General features: G+C 53.1%; 11 protein-coding genes. 4 read left to right on the top strand and 7 right to left on the bottom strand.

Annotation, left to right across the window (positions count from 1 at the left end; genetic code table 11):
• Positions 1-50 precede the first annotated feature (50 nt).
• From O1Q74_RS02705 to O1Q74_RS02680, 6 genes are all read right to left on the bottom strand, one after another.
• Positions 51-4,280 (bottom strand): sulfite reductase subunit alpha, encoded by a 4,230-nt coding sequence (locus O1Q74_RS02705; protein WP_271875979.1) that lies wholly within the window; start codon positions 4,278-4,280, stop codon positions 51-53.
• A gap of 190 nt (positions 4,281-4,470) precedes the next feature.
• A complete protein-coding gene (locus O1Q74_RS02700; RefSeq protein WP_271875978.1) occupies positions 4,471-4,722 on the bottom strand; it encodes a hypothetical protein in 252 nt (83 codons plus the stop codon).
• On the bottom strand, positions 4,692-5,195 hold the full coding sequence (locus O1Q74_RS02695; RefSeq protein WP_271875977.1) for a DUF1543 domain-containing protein: 504 nt from the start codon (positions 5,193-5,195) through the stop codon (positions 4,692-4,694). Before O1Q74_RS02695 ends, O1Q74_RS02700 begins: the two co-directional genes overlap by 31 nt.
• Before the next feature lie 401 nt (positions 5,196-5,596).
• A complete protein-coding gene (locus tag O1Q74_RS02690; protein WP_271878711.1) occupies positions 5,597-7,060 on the bottom strand; it encodes a GGDEF domain-containing protein in 1,464 nt (487 codons plus the stop codon).
• A gap of 209 nt (positions 7,061-7,269) precedes the next feature.
• Positions 7,270-7,758 (bottom strand): ATP-independent periplasmic protein-refolding chaperone Spy, encoded by a 489-nt coding sequence (gene spy, locus O1Q74_RS02685; protein ID WP_271875976.1) that lies wholly within the window; start codon positions 7,756-7,758, stop codon positions 7,270-7,272.
• 252 nt (positions 7,759-8,010) lie between these two features.
• Positions 8,011-8,307 (bottom strand): hypothetical protein, encoded by a 297-nt coding sequence (locus tag O1Q74_RS02680; protein WP_271875975.1) that lies wholly within the window; start codon positions 8,305-8,307, stop codon positions 8,011-8,013.
• Between the two features lie 215 nt (positions 8,308-8,522).
• On the opposite strand from O1Q74_RS02680, the gene O1Q74_RS02675 reads away from it, so the two are divergent.
• Complete coding sequence (locus O1Q74_RS02675; protein WP_271875974.1) at positions 8,523-10,577, top strand: NADPH-dependent 2,4-dienoyl-CoA reductase; 2,055 nt, start codon at positions 8,523-8,525, stop codon at positions 10,575-10,577.
• A gap of 36 nt (positions 10,578-10,613) precedes the next feature.
• Here the strand turns inward: O1Q74_RS02675 and rlmG are convergent, their stop codons facing one another.
• Positions 10,614-11,753 carry a 23S rRNA (guanine(1835)-N(2))-methyltransferase RlmG gene (rlmG, locus tag O1Q74_RS02670; protein WP_271875973.1) on the bottom strand — a complete coding sequence of 380 codons (1,140 nt, stop codon included), beginning with the start codon at positions 11,751-11,753 and terminating at the stop codon, positions 10,614-10,616.
• Between the two features lie 161 nt (positions 11,754-11,914).
• On the opposite strand from rlmG, the gene O1Q74_RS02665 reads away from it, so the two are divergent.
• The 3 genes from O1Q74_RS02665 (at position 11,915) to sstT (ending at position 15,708) form a co-directional block, all read left to right on the top strand.
• Positions 11,915-12,913: a Gfo/Idh/MocA family protein gene (locus tag O1Q74_RS02665; RefSeq protein ID WP_271875972.1), complete on the top strand. Its 999-nt coding sequence runs from the start codon at positions 11,915-11,917 to the stop codon at positions 12,911-12,913.
• 273 nt (positions 12,914-13,186) lie between these two features.
• Positions 13,187-14,140 carry a TerC family protein gene (locus O1Q74_RS02660; protein ID WP_271875971.1) on the top strand — a complete coding sequence of 318 codons (954 nt, stop codon included), beginning with the start codon at positions 13,187-13,189 and terminating at the stop codon, positions 14,138-14,140.
• A gap of 320 nt (positions 14,141-14,460) precedes the next feature.
• Positions 14,461-15,708: a serine/threonine transporter SstT gene (gene sstT / locus O1Q74_RS02655; protein WP_271875970.1), complete on the top strand. Its 1,248-nt coding sequence runs from the start codon at positions 14,461-14,463 to the stop codon at positions 15,706-15,708.
• Positions 15,709-15,747: the final 39 nt, after the last annotated feature.

Genomic DNA, 15,747 nt, shown 5'->3' with positions numbered 1-15,747 from the left:
TCGACCTCAGAAATAATGGCCGCCTGATACCAGCAAAAACCACAGTGGACTCAGTACACATCGCGGACATAGCGTTTGTCCTGCGCCATTTTGGCAATATAGGCTGCCGCGTCCTCACTGCTCATGCCTCCATTCACTTGCGCAACCTGACGGAGCGCCGAGTCCACATCTTTCGCCATGCGGCTGGCGTCGCCACACACGTAGAAATGCGCCCCCTCCTCCAGCCAGCGCCATAGCTCAGCCCCCTGCTCACCCATGCGGTGCTGAACATAAATTTTCTCGCGTTGGTCACGCGAAAAAGCCGTATCCAACCGATGCAGATAACCATCGCGCCGCAACGTCTCCAGCTCCTCACGATAGTAGAAATCGGTCGCCGCACGCTGTTCGCCAAAGAACAGCCAGTTTTTACCTTGTGCCCCTGTCGCCCGACGTTCTTGCAAAAAAGCCCGGAAAGGTGCGATACCCGTGCCCGCCCCCACCATGATAATTGGCGTATCCGGATTTTTAGGCGTGCGGAAATGGGCTGACTTTTGAATGAAGATCGGCACCGCAATCGACTCTGCCGCGCGGTCAGCCAGAAAAGTTGAACACACGCCGCCACGCGGTTTACCCTCAGCCCCATAGCGCACCATCGAGACAGTCAGGTGGATCTGATGCGGGGTGACTGTTGGACTGGATGAAATCGAGTATAAGCGCGGTTGAATACGCTTAAGCACGCTTAGTAATTCGTCAGCCTGAACCTGAATTGGAAACGCCTGTAGCACATCGACAATCTGCCGTCCCCACAGCCACTGTTTGAGTTCCTCTTTACGTTCCTCTTTCAACAGTTCGGCAAGTTCAGCATGATCTGAACGTTGACTCACAAACTGCAAGAACTCCGGCGTGATACGGGCAATTTCGACATGCTGGGATAACGCCTCAGCCAGCGTCATGTCGCCTTTATCCTTGACGGTCACCACGGTAGCAGGCGAAAGCTTGAGTGCCGAGAGCATCTCGCTCACCAGCTCAGGGCTGTTCGTCGGCCAGATGCCGAGTGCATCGCCCGCTTCGTAGCTCACATTGCTGCCTGAAATATCAAAGGCGAATTGTCGCGTTTCCTTTTCTGCGCCCGGCGCATTAAGCAGTTGGTTATGTACCAGGTGTGCAGGCAAAGGTGCATTTCTACTGAAGATGGGAGCCGAAACCGCGGCAGGTGCTACCGTATCCGCGCCATCCTCATCAGCCACTGTCGCCGCTGCGGCAGTAGACACTCGACTCACTGCTGGCGTAGGTGTTCCAGCGAGCACGTTGACCATGCTGTCCAGCCAGACTGTTGCCGTCTCCTGATAGTCAGGTTCGCAGTCGATTCGCGCTGACAGACGCGTCGCGCCCAGCGCCTCCAGCCGTGCATCAAGCCGACGGCCAAAACCGCAAAACTGATCGTAGCTTGAATCCCCCAATGCCAGCACGGCGAACGCCATTCCCGCCAGACTGGGGACTGCCTCCGCCTGCAATGCCGCCCAGAAATTCATGCCATTATCAGGAGGGTCGCCGTCGCCAAACGTGCTGGCGATAAAGAGTACACGCGACGTTGCAGGCAAATCGGCAATCTTGACGCTGTCCATCTCAGACAGCATCACAGAATGCCCCTCTGCTTTCAGACATTCAGCGCACTGCGCTGCAAAACTCTCCGCATTGCCGGTCGATGATGCCCATAAAACCCAAATGGGCGAGGGTGATGATGTGGTCGCCGCAGACGTGACAGGAGACATCACTGGCAGAGAAGCGCCACCGCCATCAGGCACCCAGGTACGTGCAAAAAGCCCTGCCAGCATGCCGTCGAGCATCAGGCGTCGGGAAGGTTCCAATGGTGCCGTGGCAGGCAGCACGGGTACGCCGCCAGCCAGTCGTGATGCATCAGTACGCAACGCGGCGATATACCCTTGCAGATAATGCTGTTCGGGTGCGCTCAGCGTTAGCGTCGGAGGAGCCTCCAGGCCAAGTAGCGTGGCCAGCGCATCAATGTGTTTCATGTCGAGCTCCTTGATGTCGTTGTTCGGCGTACCCGCCTGTACCGGTTCCGATACCGGTACAGGAGCCGCATCGCTCTCCTGCGCTGGGGAAATAGACGCGGATGGTTCAGCAATCCGAGCCAGTGCTACGGCGCAAAACTTGAATTCAGGCTGCTGGGAAATAGGATCAATGGCATCACTGGTGACCGCGTTAATCGCCAGATCGTCACCAAAGACATCATTCCAGTGGAAAGGCGCAAAGCAGTTTCCGGGACGCACGCGATCGGTCACAACGGCAGGGAGTACCGCACGCCCCCGGCGTGAACGAACCTCCACTCGATCCTTATCCTGAATGCCAAGTGCACTGGCATCCTCAGGGTGTACTTCAATGAAAGGCCCCGGATTGAGCTTATTGAGCGTCGGAATCTTTCCGGTTTTCGTCATCGTGTGCCACTGGTGCTGCAAGCGACCGGTATTCAACACAAACTGAAAGTCATCATCCGGCATCTCGGCGGGTGACATATGCGGTCGGGGGAGGAATATCCCTTTACCGCTGTCGGTCGCAAAAACAAGCCGTGGCCGCGTGCCGTCTGGTAACGCTTTGAGCGTTTGACTCACACCGTCGTTGAGGTAGCGAACGGGATGGCGATGGCTGTCATCATCTGGCGGACAAGGCCATTGCAACGGCACCTGCCGTAAGCGTTCATAGCTGGCACCACGAATGTCATAACCGGTTTTTGGGTTCCAGGCCTGCTTGATTTCTTCAAACACGTCAGAGGCCGAACCGTAACTAAATCCCTGCGCATAGCCCATCTCGCAGGCGACGTTGGCAATGATTTGCCAGTCGGCCATCGCCTCGCCGGGTGGCTCAACGGCCTTTTGCATCAGCGTCAAATTCCGCTCGGAGTTAATCATCACACCTTCCGCTTCCGCCCACAGTGCGCCGGGCAGCAAAATATCGGCATAACGATTGGTCTCAGTATCGAGGAAGGCATCCTGCGTGATGACCAACTCGGCGGCCTGCAACCCGGCAATCACGTTCTTGCGATTAGGGACCGTCGCCACCGGATTCGTACAAATGATCCAGCATGCCTTGATCTTGCCTGCCATCATGTCTTCAAACATGGCGACGGTGCCCCCGCCCAGATCGGTGCGTAAGGTACCAGCAGGGACGTTCCAGAGGGCTTCAATAGCAGCGCGATCCTTTTCTACCAATACCGAACGTTGCCCTGGTAACCCCATCCCCATGTAGCCCATTTCGCGTCCCCCCATCGCGTTGGGTTGTCCCGTCAGAGAAAACGGGCCGCTGCCGGGGCGGCAAATCGCCCCCGTGGCTAAATGCAGGTTGCATATCGCATTGGTATTCCAGGTGCCATGCGTGCTTTGGTTAAGCCCCATCGTCCAGCAACTCATCCACGCCGACGCGCTGCCGATCCACTCCGCCGCCTTACGGATGTCGGCCTCTGGCAACCCGGTGATCTCCGCCACCGTCTCTGGGTGGTAGTCTTCAAGGAATTCAGGCATCGCTTCCCACCCTTCGGTGAACTCGGCGATAAAATCGGGATCGGTGTGCCCATTCTGGACAAGCAGATAGAGCAGGCCATTGAGCAAGGCCAAATCTGTGCCAGGTTTAATGTGTAGGAACAGGTTCGCTTTGTCCGCCGTGGCATTACGGCGTGGGTCGACCACGATGAGCTTAGCCCCTGCTTTAACGCGATCCATCATCCGCAGGAAAAGAATGGGGTGACAATCGGCCATGTTCGCACCGGTGACAAAAAAGACATCGGCATGTTCAAAATCCTGATAGGAACCCGGTGGCCCATCTGCCCCCAGAGAGAGCTTGTAGCCGCTCCCCGCACTCGCCATACAAAGGCGTGAGTTTGACTCAATGTTATTGGTACCGATAAAGCCCTTGGCAAGCTTATTGGCCAGATATTGCGATTCCAGCGACATCTGACCGGAGACATAGAGCGATACGGCATCAGGGCCGTGGGTATCAATGATCGTCCGCAGTCGTCGCGCGGTTTCCTTAATCGCCTTATCCAGATCAACCCTGACGGATTCGTGCTGGCGATCCCCCCGCAGGTAGGCATGTTCCAGCCGCCCTGATTCAACAAGCGCCTGACCACTCGTATTTCCCTTCGTGCACAGTCGCCCGAAGTTGGTGGGGTGCGTCTTATCGCCTGATACCTTGATCACGCGATTGTCTTTTACCTCCATCACCACACCGCAACCGACCCCACAGTAGGGACAGACGCTCTTCACACACGTTGAGGATTTGGCATTCATGGTGGGCTCCCATCGGATCGCGCTGTCACAGCCCCGCGAAAGCCGTGCTGCAACGGGCGAATCCAGACATAAAAAAACGTCCACATCCCCTTGCTCTCGCCGTAATGCGAAAAGCATGAAGATGTGGACGCCGTTGTCCTGACCGAGGCTTCACTCACCGTTGAGGTAAGCCTGCGGAATTGCTATGAGCTTAAGAAGCAAATTGCATGCCATCGCTGTGTATCACCAGATATAGCGAGGGTAAGCGTGAAATGATCGAGATCCGTATGGCCTGCTGCATCACGGTGGTGCAGGTTAAGAGGGCAATCGTGCCTTTCTGGTTCATTCGTCGCCAGGCGACGGTACGGCAGTGAAGAAGAACCGGTACGCCACGAAGCTGGCTTACCGGTTTAATGCGGGAGACAGGATAAATCAGCGCCCGATCGGCTGGTAGCCCTGCCATTCCGGTGTGAAAGGAATGCCGGATGCACAAGGTGTCAGATGGATATACAGATCGCCGATTTTCTCAAGCAGCAGGCAGTCATCGACATCCTTAAGGTTGTCTTTATGCTGATGCAGCGCACCATTAAGCAGTGATGCCAGTCCTTTCGATTTTGCTTCTTGCGCACTCTTCGCCACAAAGAGATCGAAGGCATGTAGCTCCGCTAGCGTTGAGGAATGGTAAGCGCCAGCGTTGACAAAAAAGAGCCGGTTGTCGTCCGCAGGTCGCGTATCCGAAAGGGTAACGGTATAACCATCAGCCCATATCACGCGCGCATATCCATCAATATGCACTTTATCAGGGTCGCCAAACCACGCTTCCCGGAGCGCGGGCCACGCATCCTCTGGCTTCTCAGCCGCCACAAACTGGATATCGTGAACTTCAATATTGGACTTCCCCGCGTTCCCTCCCAGGTAAAACATATACAGATGCACGGTATTTTTCTCCTTATATGACGTCAGGCATCGGCCGCATTGTCTCACACTCGTTATATTTTTTTATATATAGCGATGAATCGGGCAATATCCCTAATGCTGATCGTTTAAAGATCGAGATACCAGGGCGACCACGATGCGAAGTAGCCCCACGGGAACCTTATCACCGAGTTTCCTCTCTAAGCGAACGGTATTTCTCGCCCCAGTCTTGTGCCAATGTGGTGTAAACAGAGATGCCGTAAGCCCCGGCAATATCGGGTTGAATTCATAAATACTGACGAACACCGACGCAATGAGCTTACTGGCCGGAATATCAATCGGCCTAGATGGTAAACCTCTCAGACAGTACTGTCTGAGAGAAGACCTTCCCGTAAATGGAAGGTCAAGGAAAGGTGCCAGGTCTACTCGAACAGACGCAAACAAACGCGATTGCGCCCCTGCGCCTTCGCTTTGTACAATTGCTCGTCCGCCAACCCGATAAGATCGTAAATATTGCCGCCCTCATACTGGGTAAACACGGCAACACCAATGCTAACCGTAAAATGGATTTCCCGACCATCGGACAATGTTAACGTCGTGGATTCCGTAAGATACCGCAACACTTCGGCCATGGCTTCAGATTGCTCAGCCGTCAGGTCATACGCCGCAATGACGAACTCTTCCCCCCCCCAGCGGCAAAGAATGTCGCTTGGCCGGATAGTGGCACTCAGCATACGGGAAAAATTGGCGATTAATTCATCACCGCAGGCATGGCCGTACGTATCATTGACCCGCTTAAAGTAATCGATATCCAGAAATAGCAGCGTCAACGAGCGCTTTTTCTTATACACCAGCGAACTCTGTCTGCCATTCAGCATACTGAGAAACGCCCGACGATTGAAAGTATTCGTGAGCGCATCCTTCAGGCTGTTGCTTTCAATAATTTTAATCAGCCGTCGGTTCATTGAGACAAAATGAGAGACGCTTAACATCGCCATAATTAACATCGCGATATTCAACTGCGCCGTAGTAAGAAACGAATTAATGTACGCTTCGGAATTTGAATTGATGAGTATACCGACCTGATTAATATAGAGATAATTCAGTATTATGCCCGTAATCGCACAAAGCAACGACATGATCGGGAAAGAGTAGGTGAACGCACACAGCGTGAGTGGAATAGCAGACAGCGTAATCAGACTGGTGTCCAGAAAAAACAGGCTCACCAATAAAAAAATAATAAAGACCAGAAAGGGGAAGATATTCTCTCTGATGTGCTTAGAGCAGAGCGGAATATTCCGCAGCGCACGCAGGATATTCTTACCTCTCAGGAAAAAAAATGCGAGAATAATACCGGTTCCGAGTTGCTCACTGAACCAGTCCATAAACTCAGCATAGCGATTTCCTGCACCGTAAACATAGGCATAAAACTCATATGCCACACCGGATAAAAACGCGCCTACAAACGTCGAAGCGAAAATAATATAGACGTAATATTTGCTGAATTTTTCAAATGTCGACCACTTTCCGGTAAAACGACATATCAGGTAAAAGGCGCACCAGGCCATCACCACGAAGACCATATTGCATAAACACAACAGCACCTTGGTTTTTAATGGTGAGCTATTGTCTACCAGTAGCGCTGCCGACAGCATCGCTGCATAACTCACCAAAAATCCCATACAGATAGAGAAGGTTTTACCTGTTATCGTCCCTTTTCTGGCTCTGAAATTAATCATGAGACAAAAAACCAAAATATTGGCAGGCCAGAATAATGACAGTTCATCTAACACTCGAAACCAAAATCCCAGACAGCTTACTATTAGGGTAGTCAGAAAAAGAAACGGCATGGATTTTATAGTTTTCAACATCAAATCGTTATTCATCTGTCCTTTACCGCCCACTGTACGATAGTTACACCCGCGTTCTCCGCGTGAGAATAACATTAATCATTTCCTGACTCACGGCGTGATGGTTGAGAGAAATAAATAAAAAAACCACCGAACTGAAACATTACCAGGGGGGTAATATGTCAATCCGATGGTCTTACTGAACGAGGTATTTTAGCTATCGTGCCACTTCATAAAATAAGGCGTTATTCCGCAGGAACGGGCTTGCCGTCAGGTCTTGGCGGTTGGGTCAGCCGCTTTTCAAAGTTGTCGTTGTACTGCTTTTTCTGCTCTGGCGTCAGAATGTTGTAGATTTTATTTTTGGTTTCCAGCCCGTTAAGCATTCTGGCCTTGTGTGCCGCGTCCGCTTTATCCAACTGCGTCTGTGCTTTTGCGGCATCAAACGTCTCTGATGCGATCAGGCTATGCATCTCACGACGGTCTTCCTGCATCGCGTTGTGCATTTTCTCGCGGGATGCTTTCATGATGTCTTTAATTTGCTGCTTCTGCGCTTCCGTCAAATTCAGTTCTCTAAACATCGCATCAGGCCCCATCATGCCGCCCTGCTCCCGCCCCTCTTTCATCATCATCTTATGTTCCGGGCCAGGCCCTTTCGGCGCTTCATTCGCATGCGCGATACCTGCCGCGCCCAATGCCAAAGAAGAAGCAACCAGCATTGCAGTGAGTTTACGCATATTTCATTCCTCTCTCTGAATTGATTTGTCGACGGCGAATGCCGTGCTGCGAGAGAAAGTATAGGCCCGACACCTTCAGTTAATTAGAGCAAGGGTAAATCTCTGCAAGTGTCGACTCCACATTTGCGGCAATTATGGAGAATGAGGAGGAATTGTGTAAGGAAGCGGAAGCATTACGTTAACGAAATAGGGCGTTAACGACATACCGTATTAACACGGCAGCACGATATGGCTGAAAAATACCTGATACGATTACCGCAGTGAACGTCTAAAGGCACTGGCTTCTTGTGCCAGCACATCAAGGTGGGCATGAATGACCTTCATTTTCTGAAGCAGCGGATTTCGCTCCGGCGAACTATCCATCGCACTCAACTGCGCAGAGAGCCGTTCAATCTGCATACAAAGGTAAGCGTCACGCTCTTTCGCCTGAAGCAACTGTTGCTGGAGGGACTGATGTTCCTGCCGCCACGTCTGCTGCTGACGCTGAACGCTTTGCTCTAACGCACGGAGTGCGCTATCCAGACGATATTCCAACTCTTCCACCCGCATAACGATACCTTTGCCCGATAAACCCGCGGATTATAATGTCACACGCCCCCGACAACAAACACTCCGGTACACGATCCCTTGCCTGCGCACGCTTCCCCCTACGATTCGCAATGACATCAATCACAATAAATAAACATAAATTTCACAACTCTCTCAATTACCGCTAGATTGAATACATCAACTCATCAGACCAGTTAACTTCACCGGAGAGTGCAATGACGGCCTACCCCACGCTGCTTTCCCCGCTCGATCTTGGCTTCACGACGTTAAAGAACCGCGTGGTGATGGGATCCATGCATACCGGTCTGGAAGAACACCCGGGCGGCACCGAAAGGCTGGCGGCATTTTACCGTGAGCGAGCGCAGGGCGGCGTTGGCTTGATTGTCACGGGCGGTATCGCGCCAAACCCCAAAGGTGCCGTTACCAAAGGCGGTGCGACCCTGCATGACGAGGCGCAGCTCGCGCATCATCAGGTGTTGACGCAGGCCGTACATGAAGCCGGCGGGAAAATTGCGCTGCAAATTCTCCACGCCGGACGCTACAGCTATCAGCGCGATCCGGTCGCGCCATCGGCCATTCAAGCACCGATTAACCGCTTTGCACCACGGGAAATGAGTACGCAGGATATTGTGCAAACCATCGACGACTTTGCCCATTGCGCAGCGCTGGCGCAGCAGGCGGGTTACGATGGCGTGGAAATTATGGGGTCAGAAGGCTACCTGATTAATCAGTTTCTGGTCACGCATACCAACCGCCGTGATGACGAATGGGGCGGCGACTTCCAGCACCGTAGCCGCTTTGCGCTTGAGATCGTTCGCGCCGTGCGGGAACGAACGGGGCCGGACTTCATCCTGATTTACCGTTTATCCATGCTAGACCTGATAGAAGAAGGCTCAAGCTGGCAGGAAATTGTGCAGTTGGCGCAGGCCATTGAACAGGCGGGTGCGACGCTCATCAATACGGGTATTGGCTGGCATGAAGCGCGCATTCCGACTATCGCCACGCTGGTGCCGCGCGGCGCATTCGGCTGGGTAACGCAGAAGCTGATGGGGAAAGTCCGCATCCCGCTGATTACCACTAACCGCATCAACGATCCCGGTGTGGCGGAACAACTGCTGGCCGAAGGCTGTGCTGACATGGTGTCGATGGCTCGCCCTTTTCTCGCCGATGCCGATCTGGTGGCAAAAGCGCAGTCGGGACGTGCCGATGAAATCAATACCTGCATCGGCTGCAATCAAGCCTGCCTCGATCAGATTTTTGCCGGAAAAATCACGTCCTGTCTGGTCAACCCACGAGCCTGCCACGAAACCGAACTGCCGATCCAGCCCGCCAGAGTCGGCAAACGCTTTGCGGTGGTCGGTGCTGGTCCTGCTGGCATGGCCTTTGCCGTCAACGCTGCCGCACGCGGCCATCAGGTTACGCTGTTTGAATCGTCTTCCTCTATCGGCGGACAGTTCAATATTGCCAAACAGATACCCGGCAAAGCGGAATTTTATGAAACGCTGCGCTACTACCGTCGACAGCTAGAATTACTTGGCGTCACGCTGCGCCTGAGCACGCAGGCAACCGCCGCCGATTTACTCGGTTTTGATGATGTGATTCTGGCCTGTGGCATCGTGCCGCGTACCCCCGCGATTACAGGCATCGACCATCCTAGCGTGCTGAGCTACCTGGAGGTGCTGCGCGACAAAAAACCAGTCGGCAAGCGGGTAGCCATTATCGGCGCAGGCGGTATCGGTTTTGATACCGCGCATTATCTTCTTCACAACAACGATCTTCTTAATGACAACCATCGCCGTAATCCCCAGTCTTCTCAGGCTGGGCATGGCGACTTTTATACAGAATGGGGGATCGATAAACAATTACGGTACCGGGGGGGTCTGCTGCCTCATCAGCCGGACGGACTTCCCCACCAGCGGGACATTGCGTTATTACAGCGGAAGACCGGCAAGCCCGGTGAAAATTTAGGGAAAACGACAGGTTGGATACACCGCACCACGCTGCTGCGCCACGGCGTAACGCTGCTGGGCGGCGTCGAATATCACCATATTGATGATGAAGGGCTGCACATTATCCACGACCAGCAAATACGCTGTCTGCCAGTGGATAACATCATTATTTGCGCCGGTCAGGAACCCAACCGCAAGCTGTATGACCCTTTACTGGCTGCTGGATGTCATGTTCATCTGATTGGCGGAGCCGATGTGGCGCAGGAATTGGACGCTCGCCGGGCGATCGATCAGGCTACCCGGCTGGCGTTAACGCTATAATCTTGGCGTTAACGCCATAGTTTCGACAAGGTGGGGTTAGCGGGACGACCCCGTTTTCACCGCTCGCAGTATGACGAACTTCGTGTTACTGGCTACGGTTTCACAGTTGCCGAACAGACGCTTCAGCTTGTGGAAATAATCCAGATGGCGATTCCCCACAATGCGCAGTTCTCCGCCAACCTGAAGACAGCGACGGGCATCCATAAACATCTGCCAGGCAATTTCATCCGTCACCGCATGTTGCTGATGGAATGGCGGGTTGCACAACACCGCCTGTAACGTATCGCGCTTAACGCGTGCCAATCCGTTATTCACTACAAAGCTACAGCGCTCGACATCCTGCGGGCAGTTGACCTCAACGTTCATTTGGCTCGATGCCACCGCCATGTAGGACTCATCGAAGAAACCCACAGTGGCGTCCGGGTTAGCTTTCAGCGCTGCCAGCCCAATCACGCCGTTACCACAGCCAAGATCGACGATCTTACCGTCGAGTTGTTCCGGCAAATGCTGCATAAAGAAACGCGCGCCGATATCCAACCCATTACGTGAATACACGTTAGCATGGTTTTGAATGCGATAGCCGTAACCATCTAGCTCCCATTCAGTGGTGAGTGACTGCTCACTGACTTTCAACTCCGCCCACTCACAGTGAACCAGACGCGCCTTTTTCCAGGCCAGCGAGGTTTTCGTCGGCCCCATCACACGTTCAAACAGTTGCAGCGTAGAGGTATGAATATCCTTCGCTTTCGCACCGGCGATGATGCGTGTTTGCGGCGTGACGACCTTACGCAACATTCTCAATTGCTGTTCCAACAGCGCGATCGTTTTAGGAATTTTAATCACCACCAGCGCGGGTGCAGCGGGCAGCTCCGCCATGCTATCCAACAGTGTTACCGTATCGGCATCGTAACCGTTCAGTTCCAGATTGTGCCGCGTTGCCAGTTGGCTGAGGTAAGAGTCACTGATACTAACGGGAGACTGCGCCTGCAAACCACAGGCCAACGCGCCAAACGTATCGTTGAAAATCAGGCGCGGCCCCGGCGCGATTTCCATCATGGCCAGCTCACGCAGCAGGTATTCATCTGCGGCATCCCACGCCTGTAGCGCCGAGTTTTCAGCGACCTGAGGGTAACGCACCAACGTCAGGTTGCACGTTTCCAATTCGAGTTGGCTCATTGGCCTCTCCTGCTTCATAAAATTTGCGCTGTTTATCCCTTAAAATAGCCCGTCAGTAAATGCTTTTCTCTGCCAGAACGGGAAATGATTGACGTTGCCTTGTCATTTCACCGTGATAATCTCCCTAGTCATCACCTATGCCTTCAGGATACCAAACGCTTATGATTCGCTTCGCTATTGTAGGAACCAGTTGGATCACTCGCCAGTTTGTTGATGCCGCCCACGAAACCGGCAAGCTGAAGCTCACCGCCATCTATTCACGCACGGCAGAAAAAGCGCAGCCGTTTCAGGCTGACTACATGGTGGACATGCGCTTTGATTCACTGGAAGCCATGGCGAAATCCGACCTTATCGACGCCGTGTATCTGGCCAGCCCTAACTCACTGCATTGCGAACAGGCACTGCTCTTCCTGAGCCACGGCAAGCACGTCATCTGTGAAAAACCACTGGCTTCCAATCGCTATGAAGTCGAACAGATGATCGCCTGCGCCAGAGAAAATCAGGTCGTGCTGTTTGAAGCGTTCAAAACCGCCAGCCTGCCCAATTTTAGCGTGATACAGCAGGCGCTGCCGAAAGTTGGCAGATTGCGTAAAGTGGTGCTGAATTACTGCCAGTATTCTTCACGCTACCCGCGCTATCTGGCAGGCGAGAATCCCAATACGTTCAACCCGGCGTTTTCCAACGGTTCCATCATGGATATCGGCTACTATTGTCTGGCCTTCGCTGTGGCGCTGTGGGGCGAACCGTGCACCACGCAGGCCAGCGCGACGCTATTGGAAAGCGGTGTCGACGCACATGGCAGCGTCATCCTGAACTACGGCGATTTCGATGTCACCCTCATCCATTCCAAAGTCAGCCACTCCGCGATACCCAGTGAAATTCAGGGGGAAGACGGTTCGCTGGTGATTGAAAAAGTCTCCGAATGCCATAACGTGAAATTCATTCCGCGTGAAGGCAAACAGTTGGATCTCAGCCAACCGCAGCATATCAACAGCATGCTGTACGAAGCCGAAGTCTTTGCCACACTGGTAACCGATAACGACATCAACCATGCGGAACTGGCACGCTCACGCACCGTCGCCGGACTGCTAACGGAAATTCGCCGCCAAACCGGCATCGTATTCCCTGCCGATGCCGCCACACCGGGAAATGCAGAGTGAATAACGCGATAATTATTTGACCAGGATCATCTTTTCACCTATCTTCTGTCAGGCAAAGGGGAGTAACTTTTCCGCCAGCTAATCGTCATTACGATGCGTTCCGCATCCGGTTACTGGGCAACTTTGATGAAAAGCTCGATTCTTGATGAGACAGCTTCATTAATGTTGTAAGTGAGACCTTGCCGGAAGGCGAGGTGCATTTGCAGCTTTAATAACAAGCGGCCAGCGTCCTTCCGATGTTGGCCGTTTTTGTTTCTATTTAAGGATCTTGCTATGCACACCATCGGTACGCCATGGTTATGGGGCAGCTTCGCTGCCATTGTTATAGTGATGCTGGCCATCGACCTGCTCTATCAAGGGCGCAAAGGGTCGACAGTAATGACGTTCAAGCAGGCTGCCGTCTGGTCTATCATCTGGGTCACGCTTTCTCTGTTGTTTAACGCCGGTTTCTGGTGGTATCTGGACGGCACGATGGGTCGTGAAGTTGCCAACGCCCAGTCGCTGGCCTTCCTGACTGGCTATTTGATCGAGAAAGCCCTCGCCGTCGACAACGTCTTCGTCTGGCTGATGCTCTTCGGTTACTTCGCCGTTCCCCCGCAATACCAACGTCGCGTGCTGATTTACGGCGTGTTAGGCGCCATCGTTCTCAGAACGCTGATGGTGTTTGGCGGCAGTTGGCTGGTCACACAGTTCCAGTGGCTACTCTACGTGTTCGGTGCGTTCCTGCTGTTCACCGGCCTTAAAATGGCGCTGGCGAAAGAAGATGATGGGGCGATCGGCGACAAGCCGCTGGTACGTTGGCTGCGTAGCCGTTTGCGTATGACGGATAGCATCGAGAACGAAAAGTTCTTCGTCCGCCGTAACGGCATCCTGTATGCCACGCCGCTGTTTCTGGTGCTGATCATGGTTGAAATCAGCGACGTGATTTTCGCCGTCGACAGTATTCCGGCTATTTTTGCCGTCACAACCGATCCCTTTATTGTGCTGACGTCGAACCTGTTCGCCATTCTGGGACTGCGTGCGATGTACTTCCTGCTGGCTGGTGTGGCTGAACGCTTCTCACTGTTGAAATATGGCCTGGCCGTCATCCTGATCTTCATTGGCACCAAGATGATGCTCATCGACATTTTCCATATTCCGGTGGCGATTTCTCTGGGCGTCGTTGCCAGCATTCTTATCATCACCATGCTGATCAACGTTTGGGTGAACAAACGCGCCGAGCGTTAATCCTTTCTCCCCTCTTCTCCGCACGGTTCCCACCGTGCGGAGACCCTTTCCTCATTTCATCGCAGGGTGACGGACAAGGATGTCCGTCATAAAAAAACGTCGGGAGCGTTTTTCAACGTTGCGCAGCAACGGCCCGTAGGGTGACGGACAAGGATGTCCGTCATAAAAAACCACATCATTCGCTTTTCTCAAAAATAAATTTTCATATACTGACACGTGCAAACACACTTAGTTACGGAAAGAAAAATCACCCGACACATGTCAGAGGTGCCAAATCCGTACAGACAACCACTTAGCGGAACGGTTATCCCGTCAAAATTATGAACACTCAACAGTCTCGTTTTTTGCAGTACATTACTCGCGGCAGCCTGGTTAAACAGATTCTTCTGGGGCTTGCGGCTGGTATTATTCTGGCCTCGCTGTCTACACAGGCCGCACTAGCCGTCGGGTTATTAGGTACCCTGTTCGTCGGCGCACTGAAAGCGGTCGCGCCCGTGCTGGTACTCATGCTGGTGATGGCCTCAATTACTAATCACCAACAGGGTCAGAAAACCAATATCCGCCCGATCCTGTTCCTTTATCTGATTGGTACCTTCTCTGCCGCTTTTGTTGCCGTGATATTAAGTGTTAGCTTTCCCTCTACGCTGGCACTGAGTTCACAAGCCACTGATATTACGCCCCCTTCAGGTATTATTGAGGTGTTAAAAGGCTTGTTAATGAGCGTGGTCGCTAACCCGATTCATGCGCTGTTGAATGCGAACTACATTGGTATTCTGGTCTGGGCGGTTGGATTAGGTCTCGCTTTCCGCCATGGTTCGGCCTCCACAAAAAGCCTGATCAGCGATGCATCTCATGCCGTCACGGCGATCGTGCGTGTCGTGATCCGCTTCGCACCGTTGGGGATTTTCGGTCTGGTCGCGTCAACGCTGGCAGAAACCGGCTTCGGCGCACTCTGGGGCTATGCGCATCTGCTGATGGTGCTGATTGGCGGTATGCTACTGGTCGCGCTGGTGATCAACCCTCTGATCGTTTACTGGAAGATTCGTAGTAATCCTTATCCGCTAGTATTTCGCTGCCTGCGCGAAAGTGGCGTAACGGCGTTCTTCACCCGCAGTTCTGCCGCTAACATTCCGGTGAATATGGAATTGTGCCGCAAACTGAACCTGAATGAAGATAGTTATTCAGTGGCTATCCCGTTAGGTGCCACTATCAATATGGCGGGCGCAGCCATTACGGTAACGGTTCTGACGTTAGCCGCCGTTCATACGCTAGGGATTCAAGTTGATATCGCTACCGCATTATTACTGAGCGTGGTGGCATCCATTTGCGCCTGTGGCGCATCGGGTGTGGCGGGCGGATCGCTGCTACTGATTCCGCTAGCGTGTAGCATGTTCGGTATCTCCAACGATATCGCCATGCAGGTGGTTGCCGTTGGCTTCATCATCGGCGTCTTGCAGGACTCGGCAGAAACCGCGCTCAACTCCTCAACCGACGTGATTTTTACCGCAGCAGTCTGTCAGGCGGAAGATGCCAAACTGGCGGAAAAAGAGCGTTTGAATCTGCTGTAAGCGATTGAGGGGTTAATGCTCCCTCTTCCTCTAACGCCG

Source organism: Pectobacterium sp. A5351, assembly GCF_028335745.1.
Classification (GTDB): domain Bacteria; phylum Pseudomonadota; class Gammaproteobacteria; order Enterobacterales; family Enterobacteriaceae; genus Pectobacterium.
Note: the sequence above shows the minus strand (reverse complement) of the source record. Positions and strands in the feature narration are given on the sequence as shown.

What these genes read in the sequence shown, in the direction of transcription:
- O1Q74_RS02705 (WP_271875979.1), bottom strand. Translation starts at nt 4,280, where the DNA reads ATGAATGCCAAATCCTCAACGTGTGTGAAGAGCGTCTGTCCCTACTGT.
- O1Q74_RS02700 (WP_271875978.1), bottom strand. Translation starts at nt 4,722, where the DNA reads ATGGCAGGGCTACCAGCCGATCGGGCGCTGATTTATCCTGTCTCCCGC.
- O1Q74_RS02690 (WP_271878711.1), bottom strand. Translation starts at nt 7,060, where the DNA reads ATGAATAACGATTTGATGTTGAAAACTATAAAATCCATGCCGTTTCTT.
- spy (WP_271875976.1), bottom strand. Translation starts at nt 7,758, where the DNA reads ATGCGTAAACTCACTGCAATGCTGGTTGCTTCTTCTTTGGCATTGGGC.
- O1Q74_RS02680 (WP_271875975.1), bottom strand. Translation starts at nt 8,307, where the DNA reads ATGCGGGTGGAAGAGTTGGAATATCGTCTGGATAGCGCACTCCGTGCG.
- O1Q74_RS02675 (WP_271875974.1), top strand. Translation starts at nt 8,523, where the DNA reads ATGACGGCCTACCCCACGCTGCTTTCCCCGCTCGATCTTGGCTTCACG.
- rlmG (WP_271875973.1), bottom strand. Translation starts at nt 11,753, where the DNA reads ATGAGCCAACTCGAATTGGAAACGTGCAACCTGACGTTGGTGCGTTAC.
- O1Q74_RS02665 (WP_271875972.1), top strand. Translation starts at nt 11,915, where the DNA reads ATGATTCGCTTCGCTATTGTAGGAACCAGTTGGATCACTCGCCAGTTT.
- O1Q74_RS02660 (WP_271875971.1), top strand. Translation starts at nt 13,187, where the DNA reads ATGCACACCATCGGTACGCCATGGTTATGGGGCAGCTTCGCTGCCATT.
- sstT (WP_271875970.1), top strand. Translation starts at nt 14,461, where the DNA reads ATGAACACTCAACAGTCTCGTTTTTTGCAGTACATTACTCGCGGCAGC.